19 protein-coding genes and 1 pseudogene are annotated in these 16,697 nt (G+C 65.8%); 12 read left to right on the forward strand and 8 right to left on the reverse strand.

The genetic code is table 11. From position 1 onward, the window contains the following. Position 1: 1 nt before the first annotated feature. The 3 genes from LC452_RS15880 to LC452_RS15890 all read right to left on the reverse strand — a co-directional run bounded on the left by LC452_RS15880 (position 2) and on the right by LC452_RS15890 (position 3,260). The gene (locus tag LC452_RS15880; RefSeq protein ID WP_223627009.1) at positions 2-937 is read right to left on the reverse strand and encodes a carbohydrate ABC transporter permease; all 936 of its coding nucleotides are present in this window, start codon (positions 935-937) and stop codon (positions 2-4) included. Then, complete coding sequence (locus tag LC452_RS15885) at positions 934-2,142, reverse strand: ABC transporter substrate-binding protein (protein ID WP_223627011.1); 1,209 nt, start codon at positions 2,140-2,142, stop codon at positions 934-936. The genes LC452_RS15880 and LC452_RS15885 overlap by 4 nt, the downstream gene beginning before the upstream one ends. A 95-nt stretch (positions 2,143-2,237) precedes the next feature. Further along, on the reverse strand, positions 2,238-3,260 hold the full coding sequence (locus LC452_RS15890; protein ID WP_223627012.1) for a LacI family DNA-binding transcriptional regulator: 1,023 nt from the start codon (positions 3,258-3,260) through the stop codon (positions 2,238-2,240). A 217-nt stretch (positions 3,261-3,477) separates the two neighbouring features. On the opposite strand from LC452_RS15890, the gene LC452_RS15895 reads away from it, so the two are divergent. The 3 genes and pseudogenes from LC452_RS15895 (at position 3,478) to LC452_RS15905 (ending at position 4,645) form a co-directional block, all read left to right on the forward strand. Continuing rightward, entirely contained in the window at positions 3,478-3,906 is a 429-nt protein-coding gene (locus tag LC452_RS15895; RefSeq protein WP_223627014.1) for a DUF6855 family protein, read from the forward strand. 101 nt (positions 3,907-4,007) lie between these two features. Next, positions 4,008-4,340 (forward strand): annotated as a pseudogene (locus tag LC452_RS22180) (pyridoxamine 5'-phosphate oxidase family protein); the annotation flags it as partial. 50 nt (positions 4,341-4,390) lie between these two features. Continuing rightward, positions 4,391-4,645, forward strand: a complete 255-nt coding sequence (locus LC452_RS15905; RefSeq protein ID WP_223627016.1) for an NAD(P)H-hydrate dehydratase — start codon at positions 4,391-4,393, stop codon at positions 4,643-4,645. Between the two features lie 12 nt (positions 4,646-4,657). Here the strand turns inward: LC452_RS15905 and LC452_RS15910 are convergent, their stop codons facing one another. Then, positions 4,658-4,945, reverse strand: a complete 288-nt coding sequence (locus LC452_RS15910) for a MerR family transcriptional regulator (RefSeq protein WP_223627018.1) — start codon at positions 4,943-4,945, stop codon at positions 4,658-4,660. 475 nt (positions 4,946-5,420) lie between these two features. Here LC452_RS15910 and LC452_RS15915 point away from each other — a divergent pair, with 475 nt between their 5' ends. Beyond that, positions 5,421-5,849, forward strand: coding sequence for an Hsp20/alpha crystallin family protein (locus LC452_RS15915; protein WP_223627020.1), 429 nt, complete (start codon positions 5,421-5,423; stop codon positions 5,847-5,849). 122 nt (positions 5,850-5,971) lie between these two features. Further along, entirely contained in the window at positions 5,972-6,358 is a 387-nt protein-coding gene (locus tag LC452_RS15920; RefSeq protein WP_223627022.1) for a hypothetical protein, read from the forward strand. Here the strand turns inward: LC452_RS15920 and LC452_RS15925 are convergent. Next, positions 6,322-6,666, reverse strand: a complete 345-nt coding sequence (locus tag LC452_RS15925; protein ID WP_223627024.1) for a DUF1801 domain-containing protein — start codon at positions 6,664-6,666, stop codon at positions 6,322-6,324. The two genes, LC452_RS15920 and LC452_RS15925, sit on opposite strands and share 37 nt — an antisense overlap. A 474-nt stretch (positions 6,667-7,140) precedes the next feature. Here LC452_RS15925 and LC452_RS15930 point away from each other — a divergent pair, with 474 nt between their 5' ends. The 5 genes from LC452_RS15930 (at position 7,141) to LC452_RS15950 (ending at position 11,596) form a co-directional block, all read left to right on the forward strand. Then, positions 7,141-7,422 (forward strand): metal-sensitive transcriptional regulator, encoded by a 282-nt coding sequence (locus LC452_RS15930; RefSeq protein ID WP_207485709.1) that lies wholly within the window; start codon positions 7,141-7,143, stop codon positions 7,420-7,422. Between the two features lie 31 nt (positions 7,423-7,453). After that, positions 7,454-7,777, forward strand: coding sequence for a heavy-metal-associated domain-containing protein (locus LC452_RS15935; protein ID WP_223627026.1), 324 nt, complete (start codon positions 7,454-7,456; stop codon positions 7,775-7,777). 53 nt (positions 7,778-7,830) lie between these two features. Further along, on the forward strand, positions 7,831-9,951 hold the full coding sequence (locus LC452_RS15940) for a heavy metal translocating P-type ATPase (protein ID WP_374197776.1): 2,121 nt from the start codon (positions 7,831-7,833) through the stop codon (positions 9,949-9,951). Between the two features lie 596 nt (positions 9,952-10,547). Then, positions 10,548-11,147, forward strand: coding sequence for a DUF305 domain-containing protein (locus LC452_RS15945; RefSeq protein WP_223627697.1), 600 nt, complete (start codon positions 10,548-10,550; stop codon positions 11,145-11,147). 122 nt (positions 11,148-11,269) lie between these two features. After that, positions 11,270-11,596, forward strand: coding sequence for a thioredoxin family protein (locus LC452_RS15950; RefSeq protein ID WP_223627028.1), 327 nt, complete (start codon positions 11,270-11,272; stop codon positions 11,594-11,596). A gap of 175 nt (positions 11,597-11,771) precedes the next feature. Here LC452_RS15950 and LC452_RS15955 read toward each other — a convergent pair whose 3' ends face one another. Together LC452_RS15955 and LC452_RS15960 are read right to left on the reverse strand one after the other, a co-directional pair. Beyond that, positions 11,772-13,154: an FAD-dependent oxidoreductase gene (locus LC452_RS15955; protein ID WP_223627030.1), complete on the reverse strand. Its 1,383-nt coding sequence runs from the start codon at positions 13,152-13,154 to the stop codon at positions 11,772-11,774. An 11-nt stretch (positions 13,155-13,165) separates the two neighbouring features. Next, complete coding sequence (locus LC452_RS15960) at positions 13,166-13,927, reverse strand: MIP/aquaporin family protein (protein ID WP_223627032.1); 762 nt, start codon at positions 13,925-13,927, stop codon at positions 13,166-13,168. A gap of 48 nt (positions 13,928-13,975) precedes the next feature. Here LC452_RS15960 and LC452_RS15965 point away from each other — a divergent pair, with 48 nt between their 5' ends. After that, positions 13,976-14,650, forward strand: coding sequence for a helix-turn-helix domain-containing protein (locus LC452_RS15965; protein ID WP_223627034.1), 675 nt, complete (start codon positions 13,976-13,978; stop codon positions 14,648-14,650). A gap of 22 nt (positions 14,651-14,672) precedes the next feature. Beyond that, a complete protein-coding gene (locus LC452_RS15970; RefSeq protein WP_223627035.1) occupies positions 14,673-15,068 on the forward strand; it encodes a low molecular weight phosphatase family protein in 396 nt (131 codons plus the stop codon). Between the two features lie 273 nt (positions 15,069-15,341). Here LC452_RS15970 and LC452_RS15975 read toward each other — a convergent pair whose 3' ends face one another. Further along, positions 15,342-16,661: an FAD-dependent oxidoreductase gene (locus tag LC452_RS15975; RefSeq protein ID WP_223627699.1), complete on the reverse strand. Its 1,320-nt coding sequence runs from the start codon at positions 16,659-16,661 to the stop codon at positions 15,342-15,344. Between the last annotated feature and the right edge of the window lie 36 nt (positions 16,662-16,697).

Here is a 16,697-nt window from a genome sequence, read left to right on the forward strand (position 1 = left end):
TCTAGTCGACATCCTGGTACCTGAACAATCTGAGCTGGAGTGCCGACAGGAGCATGATGATGACGAACAGGACCCAGGCGATCGCCGAGGCGTAGCCGAGGTTGAAGTTGGTGAACCCCTCGCGGAACATCATCGTCACGAGAGTGTCGGTCGCGAACAGCGGCCCTCCGTTGGTCATGACGTAGACGAGGTCGAAGACCTGCAGGGAGTTGATCGTCAGGATCATCGTGACGAAGAGGAGCGTCGGACGGATGCTGGGCAGGGTGACGTGCCAGTTCAGCTGCCGGGCGTTCGCCCCGTCGAGCCGAGCCGCCTCGTAGAGGGAATCGGGCACGCCCTTGATGCCGGCGAGCAGGATGACCATCGCGTAGCCGACGGTCTTCCAGACGCTGACGAAGATGATGGTCGGCAGCGCCAACGCCGGGTCCTGCAGGAACTCGACCGGGTCTCCCCCGAAGAGTTGCACGACACCGCCGACGAACCCGATACGCGCATCGAGGAGGAACCGCCACACCAGACCGATCGTCGCGAGCGCCACGATCGTCGGGAAGAAGAAGACGGAGCGGACGATCCGGTTGAACCAGGTCTCTCGCACCAGGGCGGTGGCCGCCCAGTAGCCGATGCCGATCTGCAGCACGACGCTGACCAGCGAGAAGAGCAGCGTCACCCGCAGCGCGTTCCAGAACAGTTCGTCCGCAAGCAGCCGCTGATAGTTGCCGAGGCCGAGCCATATCTGGTTCTCGGCGCCGATGCGCCAGTCATGCAGGCTGTACCAGAGCGATTGGGTGATCGGGTAGACGATGAAGACGAGCAGGATGATCAGGCTCGGCGCCGCGAACAGCCAGCCGGGAAGCCCCCGGAACCGCCGCCGTGGTGAGGCCCTCCGGCCGCCGGGGCGCGTGCCCCGGACGGCCGGAGAGGTGGTGTGCGTGCTCACTTGCCTGAGCATCCGGTGATCGCGTCGATCTTCGCGGATGCCGCGTCGGCCGCTTCCTCGACGTCGCCGCCGCGCGTGATCTCCCCGATGAAGGGAACGTACGCTTCCGAATCGATCTGCGTGGCGCCCTCGACGCCCACGAGATACAGGCGTGCCGTGGGCAACGCTGCGGCGAACGCGGCCACGATCTCGTTGGCAGCGAGTTCCGGGTCGTCGGCGAGGTCGGTGCGAACCGGCGGGAAGCCGCTGGCGAGCGCGAACTGACGCTGCGCGTCCTGACCCGTCCACCACTCCAGGAATTCCTGCGCCTCGGCCGGGTGCTGCGTCTTCGCAGACGCGGCCATCGGCACCGTGGAGCCCAGCGTGACAGGACCGTCGACGCCCTCCGGGACGGGAGCGACTCCGAACTCGATGCCGGCTTCTTCATACCCGGCGGCGGCCCATGGTCCGTTGAGCTGCATGGCTGCCTTGCCGGCGCTGAAGAGCGAGTCCGACTCCGCGCCCGTCAGCCCGACCGGGGCTGCGCCTGCCTCGACGAGGTCGACCCAGCTCTGCAGTCCCTTGACGTTCTCGGGGCTGCTGAGCGCCGAGCAGCCGTCGGCATCGACGATGTCGCCGCCTTCGAGCCACTGCAGGATCGGCCACATCTGAATGGTCTCGTGATCCGCCAGCGAGAGTCCCACCACGCCGTCACCGGACAGCGCCTCGGCATCCGCCTTGAAGTCTTCGACGGTGGTCGGCGGCTGGTCGACGCCTGCCGCCGCGAAGAGGGTCTTGTTGTAGTAGAGCTGCAGCGTCGCGACGTTCGCGGGCACGGCGTAGAGCGCGTCATCCACCGTGAAGGCCTCGATCGCCGCGGGGGCGAGCAGGCTGGTGTCTCCGACGTCGTCGAGCTCCAGCAGCGAATTCGTATCGAGGTACTTGTTCACCACGTTCGGGTCGAAGCTCGGCGTCGCGAGGTCGGGTCCCTGCCCTGTCGCCCACGCGGACGGCAGCTTCTGCGCGATCGTGTCCCAGGGCTGCACCTCCATGGTCACCTGGATGTCGTCGTGGGTCTCGTTGAACGTGGCGATGAGGTCTTCGTAGGCTTCACGGTCTCCGCCGGTGAACCCGGTCCAGAGCGTGAGTTCGACGGGGCCGTCTGCTTCGGGGGCAGCCGTGCTGCACCCGGCCAGGGCAATGGCCGCCACCGATGCGACCGCCACTGCAGATGTGATTCTTCTCATAGGAAAGCTCTCCTTCGGGCTGTATGAGATCGTGTGATTCGGGTAGGTGAGAGACGGCCCTCTCGGTGGTGCGCCTAGCAGCCGCACGACTCTCGCGTCACGAGGTCGACGGGCAGGGTGACGTGAGCGTCATCCTGTGCCACGGCGACTCCGGATACGAGGTCGAACAGTCGTTCGGTCGCGAGACGTGCCATGTGTTCCGCCGGCACGTGCATCGTGGTGATCGAGGGAGTCGTGACACGGCTGAGGCCGAAGTCGTCGAACCCGATGATCGAGATCTCAGAGGGCACGGCGAGGCCGCGTTCACGCAGGCGCGTCATCGCGCCGAATGCCATCTCGTCGTTGGCGGCGAACACACCGTCGACCTCAGCCATGTCGCCGGCAGCTCGCGCGCCGGACTCCTCGCTGTAGTCGCCGACGAGCAGATGTCCGGTGATGCCGTGCGCCTCGACGGCGTCGAAGAATCCGTCCCGCCGGTCGATCGCGCTCTGGTGGTCGAGGGGACCGCTGACATGTGCCAGCACCCGGCGCTGGTGCACCTCGATGAGATGCGACGTCGCCTCGAAGGCCGCAGCGCGGTCGTCGACGCCGATGCTGACCGAGTCCGGCAGATACGGGAAGTTCCCCAGCAGGACCAAGGGCAGGCCGCTCTTGACCAGGCGCTCGATGTTGTCGTCCGTGACGGCGGCGCTGGTCACGATCGCGCCGTCCACACTTCCCGATCGCATGACGCGCTCGTACGCCGCCATCCCGTGCGATTCATCCGGGTTGGTGGAGATGACGACCTGCGCATCCTTGTCGTTCGCCACTCCGGTCACGCCCGTGAGAACGTGCATGAAGTAGCTGTGCCCGAAGACATGCTGACTGGTGTTGGGAATGATGAGGGCCACCGCATCGGCCTTGCGCGCCCGAAGCGCGCGACCGGCGGAATTGGGCACGTAGCCGAGCTCGTCGGCGACCGTCAGAACCTTCGCCTTCGTGTCGGGTCCGATGCGGGGGTGGTCCCGGAGTGCCATCGACACCGCGCTGACGGAGATGCCGACTTCCTTCGCGATGTCGCGCAGTGTCGCTCCCGCAGCCTTCGATGCAGATGCCATCGTGTCTCCTTCGACGTGGTCGGATGCTGAAACGTTTGAGCACTGAATCCTCGGAACGACGATTTATTCGCGGAGCCGGGTATTCGGAATCTGCTTCAACGTTAGAGCAGACGCTACCAAACGGAGGAACCCACTGTCAATGACTGACTCGCGTCGATCGGACTAGGATCAGGGCCCTCGGCGCGCTCTCCCTGAGAAGCCGTGACAGGAGCAGGAAATGACCGAACAGCACTGGTCCGGCGCAGGCACCCCGGAGGACCCGTGGATGCTGAAGACAGCTCCCCTGTCATCCGACTACACCCTCTACCGGGATGACGACAGCGATCCTGCTCTCCTGGTCTGCCAGGTCGGCGCGACCCGTCTCACCTACCTCGCCCGGGCGATCGAGGACCTTCATGCGGAGCTGCTCCGACGGGGCGACTGGGTGGCGCTCGGTGCGGCCGACGAGAAGAAGGAGCCGGCACCCGATTCGGTCGAGGCCTGGGGACGGTCCGAGGACAACCCCGTCGGTGGCTGGTACGGGCAGCGGAAGGGGTATCGAGGTCGTTTCGGCATGTACGTGCCGCCGCTGCTGGAGGCCCTGGGTCTCGTCGAACTCGAGCACAACCCGCGCAACAATCGCGTGAGGGCGATCCCGCAGGAGTGACGCCGTCGGTTTCGGAGTGGGGCTTCGACAAGAAGGGACCTTCGGCCCTGCCGGTCCGTCGCCGTCGGCGGTGCACTGGAGGGAACAGAAAGGTCGGGATCATGAGGTCATCAGAAGACGACGCCCGAGCAGGTTCGAGCAGAGGCACGGTGACCGACGGAGTGGAGAATCTGACGACGACCGAGTGCTGGCGACTCATCGGAACCGAGAATCTCGGTCGGCTCGCCATCACCGCGCGGGATGGAGCGCCTGACGTCTCCCCGTTGAACTACTCCGTTCACGACGAGTCGATCTACTTCCGCTCGGCACCCGGCTCGAAGCTCGCAGCGTTGGCGATCCACCCGATCGCCGCGTGGGAAGTCGACGGCGACGACGCGGGTCTCCGCTGGAGCGTCGTCGCGCGAGGCGTGGTGCGGCGCCTCAACACCGACGAGGAGATCCACGCCTCCGGAGTGAAGAACATCGTCTCCTCGAGTCCGGCGAGGTGTGGAAGATCGACGCGGGTGGCCCCGGTCTGGGAACAGCCGGCTCGGGCGACGTGCTCGCCGGCTCCATCACCGGCTTCGCCGCCCGCGGTCTCCGCCCCGAACAAGCCGCGGTGTGGGGCTCGTGGTGCCACACCCGCGCGGGCGATCGGCTGACCGAACGGATGGGGCTGGGGTTCCTGGCGCGAGATCTCACCCGCGAGCTCCCCGCCGCTCTCCTCGAGGCCGACGACCTCCGGAGCTCCTCGACCTGACGACGCGCTCGCCTATTCAGGATCCCTGCGGTCGAGGGAGGCCCGGAGTTCGGCGTTCTCGTCTTGCAGGTCCATCACCTGGCCGATGCCCGTCAGGTTGACGCCGTCCGTCTGGAGATCGGCGACCCGGCGCATCCGATCGATGTCCTCCTCGCTGTAGCGGCGCGTTCCTCCCTCGGTGCGCGCGGGAACGACGAGACCTTTGCGCTCGTACAGCCGCAACGTCGCCGGAGGCAGATCGAGCAGTTCTGCAGCCACTCCCATGGTGTACACCGGCCGCGCGCGAGGGGACGAATCCATATCGAGAAGTCTGCTCTGAGAACTTGCATTACGTCAATCCCTGGTGTACAAAATATGCATCAAGTGATCCACATCTCTCGAGGTCGGAGTGCCGATCCCCCGGCACTCCGGCCGTGACGACGAAGGATTTGGAGGTGATCTTCTGTGGCAGTCATCAGCCCGGTCGATGACCCGCTGACGCGAATCGCAGACATCATCTGCGCGGACCCGGAGTGGGTGCGCGCAGAGTTCGAGCAGATCGTGTCCGGCCTTGCCGCCGTGTCGACGGCGACGATCATGCCGCCGCATCGCCCGGCGGGTCCCATCTACGGACTCATCCGCCCGCCTGCCCCTTCCGGGGACTCGTGGGCCCAGGCCCTCGCTGAGAGGGTACGCGCACCTCCACCCGATCCGGCCGCTCGCGGCCATCACCGCTGACCACCATCTGTTGGGCGGCAGGTCACGCCGTCACTCATTGAGAGGAGCTTCTTTCACCATGTCGATGTCATTTGATCCTTTCAGCCAGCTGGACCGGATCGCGCAGAGCGTCTTCGACACCAGCAGGCAACCGCGCCTCATGCCCGTGGATCTCTTCCGCGAAGGCGACCGGTACGTACTGAACGCCGACCTTCCCGGAGTCGATCCCGGTTCGGTCGATGTGGACGTCGACGGTCACCTGCTCACGATCCGCGCCGAGCGGACGGAGGCGAAACGCGACAACTCTCGCTGGCTGGCACAGGAGCGCCCTTTCGGGTCTTACGTGCGCCGATTCACCATCGGTGACGACGTGGATGCGCAGGGCATCAGCGCCACCTACGACAACGGCGTGCTCAGCGTGATCATCCCGGTCGCCGAACGCGCCAAGCCGCGCAAGATCCAGATCGAATCGATGGCGGCCCGCGAAGCCAAAGCCGTGACCGCCTGATCCGAGCTGAGCTGACTGTCCAGCGTGGGTGGTGGCGGATGTCCTCTCCGCCATCACCCACGCTCACCCCGCAGCCCTGTCACTCACCAGCTGCCCGCAACAAACGCCGAAGAGGTGGACCTATGAATGAACTGATCGACGCACGATTCGAGCTCCGCGACGTCGCGGCGCGCGAATGGTTGATTCTCGATCACAAGTACGAGGCCAACGACCCTCGCCGCACTGTGGGATGCGTGTATGAGGTCGACGAACACGAAGTCGAAGTCATGTGGATGCGCACCCTGACCGTCGCGACAAGGTACATGTCACCCGTCGAGGCTCTCGACGATGTGCGGCGACTGTACGAGAGAGGCCGCGCGACACGTCCCATCGACATTCCGCACCTGCCGCCGCTGCTTTCCACCTCACCTGACGTGTCCGCTCTCACCGAAGTTGGCGGTCGTCGAGCACAGGGCGCACTTGCCCGGATGCCTCAGGCGGATGCTCTCTCCACCCACCCGCGGATCTGAGTCTCTGCCGCAGCATCCAGCGAACTGACGGTCCACGCCACGGGATGCAGATGGGCACCCTCTTCTCGCGTCGGGTTGACGACTTCGCCGAAGCCGAACGCGAGGTAGTCCTTGTCCGGCTTGATGTAGCAGATGTCTTTGCCGGCCTTGACGTAGAACACGAGCCCCCAACGGACGACCGGCTCCAACGAGGGCGCGCTCTCCCGGACGAGTGTGTGGAGCCGTTCCGCGAGCTCCCGATATTGCTCGGGGGCTTCTCGGAGCTTGGCCAGAACAGCCTCGTCGCCCTTCTTCGCGAACAACGCCATGTTCCTACCTCCCTGATTCGGGTTGTGGTCACCGGTCGTGATTCTACGTCGACGGTGCGAGGTGGTCGAGAGACGCAGCCCGGTCTCGATGCGACGTTCTTCGACGAGCGGTCCATCGCCGATGGCTGTCCGATCTCACGAGAGTTGTCGGTTACTGAATAGAGAATCTCCGGAAAGACGGGTGAGTGGTGGGCTGCAGAAACTTCCAGTTGTCTCACGAAGCTTGTCAGTGGTCGCGTTCGCTCTCACCCTGCCTAAAAGGTCGGGCGGACCGTTTCGGTGCAGCAGGTTCCGGGAGGGGGTTTCGGCAGATGCGCGATCGGCGTGTCGTGCAGTCGGCTGGCTACCTCGGTGCGCCCGCCGGAAACGATCGTTATCGGAGGGTGCAACAGGGCTGGCCTCATGGTTGTGCCGCGGTTCCGGAATGAAGATCTCTCGATTGTGTTGTATACCCCCAGGGGGTATCATGTAAGAATGAACGGCTACGACGACAACAAAGCGGATCTGCGCAAGCGGCTGAGCCGTGTTGAGGGTCAGGTGCGTGGGATCGCCCGGATGGTTGATGAGGACAAGTACTGCATCGACATCCTCACGCAGGTCTCCGCGGCGACGAGGGCCCTGGAGACGGTGGCGTTGTCGCTGCTCAGTGATCATCTGAGTCACTGCGTCGCCGAGGCAAGTGCGGAGGGTGGCGAGGTTGCGGCCGAGAAGGTCCGTGAGGCCAACGAAGCGATAGCCCGCCTGGTTCGTTCATGATCACACGTCTGTCTAGTTGAAAGGGAACACCATGTCTGATCGCATCGAGCTTGGGCTGAAGGACGCGAATGTTGGTTGCGCATGCTGCGCTGCGTCATCGAACACGGAGACACCTGCGCCTGTTGATGCTGCGGTGACAGCGGAGGTGCTTGTTGACGGGATGACGTGCTCGCATTGTGCATCGAGTGTCACCGAGGAGCTGAGCGCTGTTGACGGCGTCGATTCGGTCACCGTGGATCTCAACGCGGGCGGCACTTCCCGGGTGACCATCCACAGCGCTGCCCCGGTTGATTCGGCTGCTGTGAAGGCCGCGGTGGAAGAGGCCGGCTACACCCTCGCGACCAGCAACGTTTGAGTCGCATCTGACGGCTTCCGGCTCGCCCCGGGCGCATTAAGCAAGGAGTTCCGATGAGCCAGCACGACGAACACACCGATCACACCGCGCACGATAGTCACGCGGGAGCGGCTGCGATGGATCATGACCACGCGGCGATGAGCCACGACCCCGCTGCACCACACGGTCACGGCGGCCATGGTGACCACGGCGGGCACGGTGGCCATGGCGATCATGTGGGCCAGTTTCGGCGGTTGTTCTGGATCATGCTGGTCCTCGCGATCCCGGTGGTCGGGTTCTCGATGATGTTCTCGATGATTCTGGGCTACCCGCTGCCCGACGCGGCGTGGGTCGCGTGGGTGTCACCGGTTCTCGGAACTGTCATGTACGTGTGGGGCGGGGCACCATTCCTGACTGGTGCAGTGAGCGAGCTCCGTGCGCGCAAGCCCGGGATGATGCTGCTGATCGCCCTGGCAATCACCGTGGCATTCCTCGCGTCATGGGGTGCGAGCCTGGGCCTGTTGCATCATGAGCTGGACTTCTGGTGGGAGCTGGCGCTGCTCATCGTGATCATGCTGCTCGGTCACTGGATCGAGATGCGTTCCCTGGCGCAGACGACGTCGGCACTGGATTCCCTCGCCGCTTTGCTGCCCGACGAGGCGGAGAAGGTAGAAGGAGACGCCACCGTCACAGTCGCCCCCTCTGACCTGCAGGTGGGTGATGTGGTGGTGGTGCGCCCGGGTGGGCGGGTCCCCGCTGACGGGCGGATCGTGCAGGGCTCGGCCAGCATGGATGAGTCGATGATCACGGGAGAGTCTCGGCCGGTGCGCCGCAGTGATGGTGACTCGGTGATTGCCGGCACGGTCGCGACCGACTCCGGGGTGCGGGTGGAGATCACGGCGATCGGCGACGATACCGCACTTGCGGGTATCCAGAAGTTGGTGACTGAGGCGCAGAGTTCATCGTCGCGGGCGCAACGGCTCGCGGATAAGGCGGCGGGGTGGCTGTTCTGGTTTGCACTCGGCGCCGCTGCGATCACCGCCATCGTCTGGACTCTCGTCGGACAGCCTGACGCTGCGGTGATTCGCACGATCACCGTGCTGGTGATCGCGTGCCCGCATGCTCTGGGTCTTGCGATCCCGCTTGTTGTGTCGATCGCGACGGAGCGCGCCGCCCGGGGCGGTGTGCTGATCAAGGATCGTCTCGCGTTGGAGAGCATGCGCACGGTCGATACGGTCCTGTTCGACAAGACTGGCACTCTCACCAAGGGCACCCCCGCCGTTACCGCCATCGATCCCGTCCCTGGGGCCGACTCTGACCAGCTGCTGGCCTGGGCCGCTGCCGCGGAAGCCGACTCTGAGCACCCCCTTGCCCGTGCGATAGTCAACGCGGCAAAAGAGAAGAGCCTCTCGGTCCGCGCATCGTCGGACTTTGAATCCTCCCCCGCTGTTGGGGTGCGTGCGCGCGTCGACGGACGCATTGTGCAGGTCGGCGGCCCGTACATGCTCGAGCAGGAACACGCGCGGGAGCTGCCCGTGGCCGACCAGTGGCGCGGTGAGGGTGCGATCATCCTCCACGTGCTCGTCGACGGACAGGTCTCGGGTGCGCTGCGCCTGGCGGATGAGATTCGCTCCGAGTCGCGTCACGCGGTCGACGCGCTCCATGAGCGTGGCGTGCAAGTGGTCATGATCACCGGTGACGCTGATGCGGTGGCCGCGTCCGTAGCGGGTGAGCTGGGTATCGACCGGTACTTCGCCGGGGTGCGCCCGGAGGATAAGGCTTCCAAGGTGAAAGAACTGCAGAGCGAAGGCCGCAGGGTCGCGATGGTCGGCGACGGTGTGAACGATGCCCCGGCCCTCGCCCAGGCCGACGTCGGTATTGCTATCGGCGCGGGAACGGATGTCGCGATCGCATCGGCCGGAGTTATCCTCGCCAGCGACGACCCCCGGTCAGTGCTCTCCGTGATCGAGCTGTCACGGGCCAGCTACCGGAAGATGAAGCAGAACCTCTGGTGGGCCGCCGGCTACAACCTCCTCTCCGTCCCGCTCGCGGCCGGTGTGCTCGCCCCCATCGGGTTCGTGTTGCCGATGTCCGTCGGTGCAGTGCTGATGTCCCTGTCGACCATCGTGGTCGCGCTCAACGCTCAGTTGCTGCGACGACTGGATCTCCGCCCCGACGCGGTGACGGGCACGTAGCCGAGGAGAGCCGACCGCGTGGACGTAGGCTGAGGAGAACGGGAGGTGAGAATGTCGCTGATCAATGTCGCACAACGAGTGCGGGCACCGCGCACGCTCACCCACACCGTCCTGGTCGTGATCGCGGTCGCCGTGGGCATCATCGCCGGGTTGTTGGCGATGCACTCCTTCAACTCGCACGCGACGGCAGCCGGTCACCATGACACGGCGGCTGTCGGCGCGCAGGCCGCAGCGCCGGCGCACCACCATGATGCTCCAGCAGCAGCCCCCTTACCGGCCGCACCGGCACAAGACACGGGGTGCACTACGTGTGGCGGTCAGGATGCGATGACGTGGATGGCGTGTGTGCTCGCTCTCCTGGTCGCCACCATCTTGCTTCAACGGATCGGGCTCGGTTGGCGGCGTACACCGCTGGCCGCGATGCTCGCGACGATCGACCGGCCCGCCCGGGCTCACGCACCCCTACCGCCCCCGCCCCCGTCTCTCACGGTTCTCTGCATCAGTCGCACGTGATGACGCGCTAGCCCGCTCCGCAGGCAACGCATCCCTTGGCCCGGCAACAGTCGGGCCTCATCACCGACCCTTGGAGAACACTGATGAAGATCCGACCCGCGGCAATCGCCGCACTCACCCTCACCGCACTACTCACGTTCACCGGCTGCGCCGGAGGCACTGGTTCCGGCGACGATATGGACGGAATGGACCACGGCGGCAGCTCCTCCGCACCCGCAGAGACAGCGGACGCGAACGAGGCTGACGTCATGTTCGCCCGCATGATGATCGAGCACCACACCCAGGCCGTCGACATGTCCGACACCATCCTGGCCAAAGAAGGCATCGACGAGCAGGTCACCGCCCTCGCCGAAGACATCAAGGCAGCTCAGCAGCCCGAGATCGAGAAGATGGAGAGCTGGCTCCAGGACTGGGACGCCGCCGACACAGACACGGGCGAAATGGATCACGGCGGTGGCATGATGACCGAAGAGGATATGCAAGCCCTTGACGACGCCACCGGTGTCGAGGCGTCCCGCTTGTTCCTCGAGCAGATGATCGAGCACCACAATGGGGCCATCGACATGGCCCAGGACGAGATCGACAACGGCCAGAACAGCGACGCCGTGAACCTCGCTCAGACGATCGTCGACACTCAGACGGCGGAGATCGCCACGATGGAGGAGATTCTCGCGATCCTCTGACCACGAACGGTGTGGCGTGCCCTACCCGGGTGCGCCACACCGCCGGTCAGACGATGCGGACTACTCATGCGTCATCTCACATTCAGCGATGGCAACCATCGTTGACCGGCCCCGGAAGGAGGATGATTGAAGTCGTGAAGATCGAGTTGCTACATATCGCAGAGTGCCCCAGTTGGGTCGAGACGGGGCGCCGCGTTTCCGAGGCGCTCCGAGAAACGGGTCACGACGTTGACTCGACGCTGACCTTTCGACTCGTGCGAACCGAGGAAGACGCCGCGGAAGTCGCCTTCGCCGGCTCGCCCACAATCACGTTGAATGGAAACGATCTGTTCCCTGGTTCGGACCGCACAGTCGACTTAGCTTGCCGAATCTACCGAACGCCTGCGGGGTTGGCCGGGATGCCGACCACCGAACAAATTCGACAGGCCATCACCACTCATGGGGACTGACTCTGAGGTGGAATGCACCTGTTGCGGCCGATCCCTGCCCCGAAGGAAACTGCATTCCCTCGGGAACGATCGTGCGTTCATCTGCCGTCGCTGCGGATGGTGGGTGGCGCTTCGTCTCCGCCACGACCGCCCGAACGCGTGAGCTGCACCGAGGGTTCGATCGGCGCGCCCGGAGTCACACTGTTGCGAGGCTTCGCAGGTCGCGTTCCCACGCCTGCGTAGCCATCTGTACGGCGTCCCACGGGGAGCCGAGCGGGGGCGTGTAGGAGAGGTCGAGGTCACTCATCGCGGCGACGGTCATGCCGTGATGAAGGGACGTGGCGTAGGTGTCGACGCGCTTGGAGATTTCCGCGCCCCGGGTGCCGACGAGCTGCGCGCCGAGCAGACGGCCGTCGTTGGTGTCGCCGGTGATGCGGATGCTGATGGGCGTAGCTCCCGGGTAGTACCGCTTGTGGTCGTCCGCGATCGCGGTGTGACTGTGCGGGGCGAAGCCGGCTGATGTGGCTTCGTGGTCGCGGAGCCCTGTGCGTGCGGCGACGACGTCGAAGACCTTCACGACCTGCGTGCCGAGGCTCCCTGCGAACCGTGTATCCCCACCGATCGCGTTCTCCCCCGCGACGCGTCCCTGCTTATGCGCCGTGGTGCCGAGAGGAAGGTATGTGACGCCGAGCAGGCGGTGATGGGTGACCACCCCGTCGCCGGCCGCCCACACGTTCGGCAGGCCGGTACGCATCCGTTCGTCGACGACGACAGCGCCGCCCGCGCCCGTGGTTGCGCCTGCTGCGGTGAGAAGGCTGGTGTTGGGTCGCACTCCGACGACGACGAGCACCACATCAGCGGTGCGAGAGAACGCTTCACCGTCGCGGTTTCCGACCACGGCAATTCGTCCGGCTTCACGAGTGACGGCTTCGACGCGCGTACCTGTGAGGACATCGACGCCGTGTCGGGTGAGTTCGTCGTGGACGAGGGAGCCGAGTTCGGGATCGAGGGTGGAGAGGACTTCGGGGCCGCGCTGGAGCTGGGTGACCTGGAGGCCCCGCACGGTGAGCGCTTCGGCCATTTCGAGGCCGACGTAGCCAGCTCCGACGATGATTGCCGTCTCGGGCTGGTGGTCGTCGAGGTAGCGCTCGAGCGCGAACGTGTCGCCCATCGAGTGCAACAGGTGCACGCCGTCGTCGGGGCCGAGCTGGTCAAGACCTGCGATGCCGGCGGTCGACGGGGAGGCTCCCGTGCCGACCATGAGTTCGTCGTACGCGATGGTCGATTCGCTGCCGTTCGCGTCGCGGACCGTGAGGCGTCGGCCGATAACGTCGATGTTCGTGGCGAGGGTGTCCAGACGGAGGTTCATGCCAGTGGCTTCGAGGTCCGCGTGGGTGCGGTGGGCGAGCGACTGCCAGGGCTGCACTTCGCGGGAGAAGTAGTAGGGGATGCCGCAGATCGAGAAGTTCGGGTAGGCGTCGGCCACGACGACGGTGACGTCGACGGAGGGGTCGAGTTCGCGGGCGCGGAGGGCGGTGGAGATTCCGGCGTCGCTTCCGCCGATCGCTACAAGATGCATGAGGGTGCCTTTCAGGGCTGGTTTTCGAGTTGTTGAGGGACCACGACGTCGCCGGCAGTGCGGGCGGCGGTCGGGTAGAGGGCGAGCAGCACAGCGAGGCCGACCGCGGCCCCGACGAGCTGTGCAGCGATGAACGGCGTGACAGAGGCGGGCGCAATGCCGGCAAAGGTGTCGGTGAACATGCGGGCGATCGTCACCGCGGGATTCGCGAACGACGTTGAGCTGGTGAACCAGTACGCCGCGCCGATGTACGCACCGACCGCGGCTGCCGTGGCCGATCCCTTGCCCGTGCGCGCGAGCGCGAAGATCAACAGCACGAGGCCCGCCGTGGCGACCACCTCCCCGACCAGGTGTCCACCGGTCGAGCGGTCGTTCGATGAGAGCGCGGGGGCGGTGTCGAACATCACTCCCGCCAAGAACGTTCCGGCGATCCCGCCGAGAACTTGCGCGAGCACGTACGGGGCGAGATCGCGTAGCGGGAGTCCCGTCCCGGCGCGGCGTCCGAGCAGCCAATCCGCGATCGACACCACGGGGTTGAAGTGCGCGCCAGACACGGGGCCCAGCATGAGGATCAGGACCGTCAGACCGAGCGCGGTGGTCAGGCTGTTCTCCAGCAGTTGGAGGCCGACGTCATCCGGCGAGAGGCGCTGCGCAGCGATGCCGGAACCCACAACGATCGTGACGAGCAGGCCGGTTCCAAGGAACTCGGCAGCAGTTCGGCGCAGCAGGTGAGGTCGCGGGGGCTCGGGCTGGGAGCGGGTAGCAATGTTCATGTCGGCTTATCTTGACCCGAGAGGGGTAGTTCAGTCAAGATTGAGACAATGAACACTGAACGAACTGATCAGGTGGAGGCGCGCGCGGCGAAGCACGCCGCGCTGAGCGACCCATCTCGCCTGCGGATCGTCGACCGTCTCACGCTGGGCGACCTCTCCCCCACCGAAATCGGGGTGGCGTTGGGCCTTCCCTCCAACCTCGTCACACACCATCTGAATGTGCTGGAGTCCGTGGGGATGGTCTCGCGTTCCCGCTCGGAGGCTGACAAACGACGCAGCTACATTCACCTAACCGAAACCGCACTTCGCGGGCTCACTCCCGGCCGAGTGGAGCGCGCGGATCGCGTCGTGTTCGTCTGCACGGCGAACTCCGCCCGGTCGCAGCTTGCCGCGGCATTGTGGTCTACCCGCAGCAGCATCCCGGCGTCATCGGGAGGAACGCACCCGGCCGAGCGGATAGATCCGGGCGCGGTTGCCGCAGCCGAGCGCCACGCCCTCGCGCTGCCTACGGAATCACCACGCGCCCTGACTTCGATCCTGACCGATTCGGATTTCGTGGTGACGGTGTGCGATAACGCTCACGAAGAAATCGGCGTCACGGGGCACCTGCACTGGTCGATCCCCGACCCCGTGCGGATCGGCACCGATGACGCCTTCGATACCGCTTACGACGAGCTGGAGCGCCGCATCGCGGAACTCGCTCCCCATCTCGCCGCCAGCTGAAACCCAACCCGGAAGAGAACCCGTGACTGACGCTCCCCCAACCGTCCTTTTCATCTGCCAGCACAACGCCGGCCGCTCGCAGCTCGGAGCAGCTCTCCTAGAGCACCTGGCCGGCGACCGGTTCACCGCGACGTCGGCGGGTCTCTCCCCCGCCGACGAAGTGAATCCGGCCGTGACCGCCACCGTGGCAGAACTCGGAATGAACATCACCGATCGCGTGCCGCGTGCCGTCACAGTCGACGACCTGGACGCCGCCGACGTCGTGGTCCTGATGAAGCCCGGGCTCACCCTGCCGTCGACGCCTCGCGGGGAACTTCTGGAGTGGTCGTTCCCCAACCCGGAATCGTGGGACGCTGACGCTGTTCGCCCGCTGCGCGAAGCGGTGGCCGAGAAGATTCGTACGGCGATTCTCACCTGAGAAGCTCCGTACGAACCCGGCCTCGGCGCGGCTCTTCAGCAGGCTACGGCGGTGGCGCAGCAGGCGACGGGCGACGGGCGAGCCACACGGCCGCCCAACGACGCCTTCCACCACCGCTGCACGCGGGAGCGCCAGCCTTCCCGCGGAGTCCCACGTATCGCGTCGATTCTCGCGCGCGCCACACGCTGAAGCTCCAGCCGCCGCGTTAGTTCGATTTCCCTCCGCTTGTAGACCTCGAAAGCGAAATGCGGGTCCATCGTCGACTCCCTCTCGTCAGACGGATGCCGGCATGCGGCCGATCTGGAGGACCTGAGCGGGCGGCGCGCAGCACGAACCGCCCAGCGATGCCCCGGATGCGTCGAACAGTCCCGCCCCACCGCACACTCCCGTGTCCGGCAGCACAAGCTCGACTCGGCGCGCGGCCTCGTGATCGCCGGCCAGCTCAGCGACGACACTGCGGACCTGCTCATACCCGGTGAGAGCGAGGAAGGTGGGTGCTCGGCCATACGATTTGGCGCCGACCAGGTAGAAGTCCGGTTCCGGCTGAGCCAGGTCGATCGCGCCCGTGGCGGCGACGGAGCCACACGAGTGCACGTTGGGATCCACTTCCGCGGCGATACGCACTGGAGCTTGCAACGTCGCGTCTAGCTCCAGGCGCAGCTCCGACAGGAACGATAGATCCGGGCGGAAACCGGTCAAGACCACCACCCGATCGGCGGTGAGGGTGCGGCCGTCTTCGGCGACCAGCACCGGCCGTTCGCCGTCGCGGGTGACCCGCTCCACGCGGAACCCCGTGACGAGAGAGACCAGGCCGGCGTCGACGAACTCCTTCGCCCTGATGCCGAGCGCTCCGCGGGCGGGCAGCTCGTCGGCCTCGCCGCCTCCGAAAGCGTTGCCCGCGGCAGCACGCCGCAGCGCCCAGGTCACTGTCGTGTTCGGGTCGCGGCGCGCCATCTGCCCCAGCGCCAGAACGGCGGTGACCGCTGAGTGGCCGGACCCGAGGACCACGGTGTGCTTGCCGCCGAACTGCTCACGATCACGGAAATCAGGGATGCGGTAGGACAGCAGATCCGCGGATGCATGTTCTCCGAGAGCCGGCAGGCCGTCAGCACCAGCGGGGTTCGGAGTATCCCAGGTGCCCGATGCGTCTATGACCGCCCGAGCCTGCAACCGGTACTCGTCGCCTTCCACGGGCTGCACGTGCACGGTGAACGGCTGCTCTCCGCGACCTGCGTCGACAAGTCGGTCACGCCCAAGGCGAGATACTTCGACGACTCGGGAATCGAAGCGGATGTGCTCGCCCAGCTCGGCGGCGAGGGGTGCGAGATATCCGGTGATCCACTGCTCCCCTGTGGGATATCCCGTCGTGGGGGCGCTCCAGCCCGTGGGCTCGAGAATGCGAGCCCCGGCCGCATCAACCAGTTCCGGCCACTCAGAGAACAACCGCACGTGCCCCCACTCCTGCACGGCCGCGGCAGGGCCGTCCCCTGCTTCCAACACCACGACCGGGACATCGCGCTCCACCAGATGCGCAGCCGAGGCCAGCCCTTGCGGACCAGCACCGATCACAACGACGGGCAACGTGTTCACCATTAGCCTTCTCCAATACGCATCGACAATCCTCGATGC

Source organism: Microbacterium sp. EST19A, assembly GCF_019969685.1.
Taxonomy (GTDB): Bacteria; Actinomycetota; Actinomycetes; order Actinomycetales; family Microbacteriaceae; genus Microbacterium.